3 protein-coding genes and 1 pseudogene are annotated in these 2186 nt (G+C 57.0%); all 4 read right to left on the bottom strand.

Going from position 1 to position 2186, the window contains the following annotated elements; all coding sequences use genetic code 11:
- Window positions 1–624, bottom strand: a 624-nt coding sequence (locus L9Z73_RS29520; protein ID WP_345894195.1) for a beta-ketoacyl synthase N-terminal-like domain-containing protein, incomplete at its 3' end; no start/stop codon positions are given.
- Between the two features lie 125 nt (window positions 625–749).
- Window positions 750–986: an acyl carrier protein gene (gene acpP / locus L9Z73_RS29525; protein WP_003442511.1), complete on the bottom strand. Its 237-nt coding sequence runs from the start codon at window positions 984–986 to the stop codon at window positions 750–752.
- A gap of 192 nt (window positions 987–1178) precedes the next feature.
- Window positions 1179–1922, bottom strand: coding sequence for a 3-oxoacyl-ACP reductase FabG (gene fabG, locus L9Z73_RS29530; protein ID WP_247408419.1), 744 nt, complete (start codon window positions 1920–1922; stop codon window positions 1179–1181).
- A 24-nt stretch (window positions 1923–1946) separates the two neighbouring features.
- Window positions 1947–2186 (bottom strand): annotated as a pseudogene (locus L9Z73_RS29535) (hypothetical protein); the annotation flags it as partial.

Here is a 2186-nt window from a genome sequence, read left to right on the forward strand (position 1 = left end):
CGCACGCGACGCGCCGAAACCGCCCATGCCCAGGCCGCAGGCGGCCATTTCGGCGCCACCAGCGATCATCACGTCCGCTTCGTCATAGGCAATGTTGCGCGCGGCCATGCCGATGCAATGAGTACCTGTGGTGCAAGCGGTAGCAATCGCGTAGTTAGGTCCCTGTGCGCCCAGATGGATGGACAGGAAACCGGAAATCATATTGATGATCGAACCCGGCACAAAGAACGGTGAAATTCGACGGGGACCGGACTCGTGCAACGTGCGGCTGGTCTCTTCGATATTGGTCAAACCACCAATACCCGACCCCATGGCCACGCCGATGCGCTCACGGTTGGCGTCGGTGACTTCCAGGCCAGCGTCACGCACTGCCTGAAAACCGGCTGCCAGGCCGTATTGAATGAACAGGTCGAGTTTGCGGGACTCTTTGATCGAGAGGTATTCCTCGACATTGAACCCCTTTACCGAGCCGCCAAAACGGGTGGAATAGGCAGAAAGGTCCGTGTGTTCGATCAGACCGATACCACTGCGGCCAGCCAGAATGCCCTGCCAACTGCTCGACACATCCGTGCCCAGTGGCGACAACATACCCATACCGGTGACTACGACGCGTCTACGCGACACAGCACTCTCCTTTTTCTAATGACGACACTTTGCTTCAGAATCACTTTTCATCAGAGCTAAAGAAAAAACCGCACGCCTTTACAGCAGTGCGGTTTTCCCTGACAGCAAGCGACGACTACAAACTATTACGCCTGGTGGTTAGTAACGTAGTCGATTGCAGCTTGAACAGTAGTGATTTTTTCAGCTTCTTCGTCCGGGATTTCGGTCTCGAATTCCTCTTCCAGAGCCATCACCAGCTCAACGGTGTCAAGGGAGTCGGCACCCAGGTCTTCAACGAAGGAAGCAGTGTTGACCACTTCTTCTTCTTTAACGCCCAGTTGCTCGGCAACGATTTTCTTGACGCGCTCTTCGATGGTGCTCATACCTTGTTTTCACTCCTAATGGACAAATTCAGGCAGCTGGCCAGTGGGTAAGTGTATAGAAAGCCATTTCAGCTTTTCAACTGAAAGGTTCACCCAGTACCCGGTCGGCCACCCGCCTATAAATTAAGTTGCAGCTTTATAACGGATTTTAGACAGCTCGTATGACATTTTTTTGAAGCGATCCGTCACAATTTAACTCATGTACATCCCGCCGTTAACCGGGATTGTAGCCCCAGTCACGTATGCCGCACCGTCGGATGCCAGGAAAGTGACCACATTCGCGATCTCTTGAGCCTGGCCCAGACGGCCCAGCGGAATCTGCGTCAGCAAGGCTTCACGCTGTGCTTCCGGCAGTTCGCGGGTCATATCGGTGTCGATGAACCCTGGGGCCACCGAGTTGACCGTAATCGACCGCGAGCCGACTTCACGCGCTAATGCGCGGCTGAAACCTTCCAGACCGGCCTTCGCCGCGGCGTAGTTTACTTGGCCTGCGTTGCCCATGGCACCCACTACGGAGCCAATATTGATAATTCGGCCCCAACGCGCCTTGGTCATGCCACGCAAAACGCCCTTGGACAGGCGAAACAGACTGTTCAGGTTGGTGTCGACCACGTCATGCCACTCGTCGTCTTTCATCCGCATCATCAGGTTATCGCGGGTGATACCGGCATTATTCACCAGAATCGCCGGCGCGCCGAACTGTGCGCTGATCTCGGCCAGTACGGCAGCCACGGACTCATCACTGGTCACATTCAGCTCAAGGCCGGTGCCTTGCACGCCGTTTTCCTTCAGGGTCGCGGCGATACGCTCGGCGCCCGAGGCGGAAGTGGCAGTGCCGATCACGGTGGCGCCCTGACGGCCCAGCTCCAGGGCAATCGCCTGGCCAATGCCACGACTTGCGCCGGTAACCAGTGCAACTTTACCTTGCAGACTCATGCAGGCTTCTCCTAAGTTTGGGGATCAGGCCAGTGCCGCGCGAGCGGCAGCGAAGGCATCCGGGGTATTGAGGTTGGCGGTCGACACGCCGTCGGCGCAGCGCTTGTTCAGGCCGGCCAGGACTTTGCCCGGGCCGCACTCGACCAAGCGGCGCAAATGGCTGATCGACTCCAGACTGATGTGCTCGCACTCAAACCCCAGTTGGCCAGGTTGATCGTGGGTCAGCCTGACCTGCATCTGCACATCGGTAGTGGCGTCCAGGTG

The sequence above is a fragment of the Pseudomonas emilianonis genome (assembly GCF_023072625.1).
GTDB lineage: Bacteria > Pseudomonadota > Gammaproteobacteria > Pseudomonadales > Pseudomonadaceae > Aquipseudomonas > Aquipseudomonas paraveronii.